Annotated in this window: 1 protein-coding gene; it reads right to left on the bottom strand. The window is 51.8% G+C overall.

Annotation, left to right across the window (positions count from 1 at the left end):
- Positions 1-274: 274 nt before the first annotated feature.
- Complete coding sequence (locus OSCI_RS08965) at positions 275-967, bottom strand: PspA/IM30 family protein (RefSeq protein ID WP_007354608.1); 693 nt, start codon at positions 965-967, stop codon at positions 275-277.
- Positions 968-1,089: the final 122 nt, after the last annotated feature.

Below are 1,089 nucleotides of genomic sequence, written 5' to 3'. Positions count from 1 at the left end.
CAAGTTTATTTCAGTCCTTTATTAAAGATTCATACATAACTACCCCCAATCCTAACAGATATAGTAGCACGTTCACTATCACCCCACCCCCTAAGCGATTATGCCTCCGCAAGCAAGAGCGTCCTTACCGTGAGGGTAAGTTCTGCAAAACTATCCCTAACGCCGCTCCCTTCTTCCCTTCTTCCCTTCTTCCTTCTTCCTTCTTCCTTCTTCCTTCTTCCCTAGCCCCTAGCCCCTAGCCCCTAGCCCCTAGCCCCTAGCCCCTAGCTATACATCACTCGCCAGAAGGCAATCTAGGTGAAGTGCCGCCAGGGATCATTTGCGCTTTCATCGCTTCCAGCTCAGCATCAACATCGTTCGCTCCCTCTAAGGAGAGAAATTTCTTTTCTAAATCGCTAGTTCCAAGTTCTGCGATCGCCTCTGAGCGAGCTTCCAGTTGCATCACTTTCTCCTCCATCCGCTCAAAAGCGCCTAAAGCACTCCCTGTGTTCAGATTTCCCATCATCTCATTCAACTTCTCAGAGGCCTTAGCCGATCGCGCACGGGCAATGTACATATCTTTTTTAGTTCTTGCCTCCGAAATTTTCCCCTCCAAGACCCGCATATTATCCTTGAGTTTAGTCACCAGGCTGCTCTGCTGTTCTAGCTGCGCCTTAAGCGCTGATGCCGTCTCTTGGTAAGATTTCCGCCGCGTTAGAGCTTCCCGCGCCAAATTTTCCTCTCCTTTTTGCAGCGCTAACTGGGCTCGCTGATACCATTCTGAAGCAGCAGACTCAGATTGGGCGCATTGTCGCTCACTACGCTTTTGAGTAGCGATCGCCTGTGCTACTGCCTGTCTAAGCTGCACCAGATCCTCCTGCATATCCATCACGCTCTGTTCCAGAATCTTTTCTGGATCTTCCGCCGCGCCAACCAAACTATTAATATTGGCGCGAATCACTCGCCAGATGCGGTCAAATAATCCCATACGAATTCTCCGAATTTTAAATTTTAAACTTGAGGACTGAGGGGCGGGGGAGCGGGGAGTGGGGGAGCAGAGGGGCAGGGGGGCAGAGGCGCGGGGGGCGGGGGAGGCAGAGGGGCAGGGGA

The sequence above is a fragment of the Kamptonema sp. PCC 6506 genome (genome assembly GCF_000180455.1).
GTDB classification, from domain to species: Bacteria; Cyanobacteriota; Cyanobacteriia; order Cyanobacteriales; family Microcoleaceae; genus Kamptonema; species Kamptonema formosum.
This window is presented reverse-complemented; position numbering and strand designations above follow the sequence as displayed.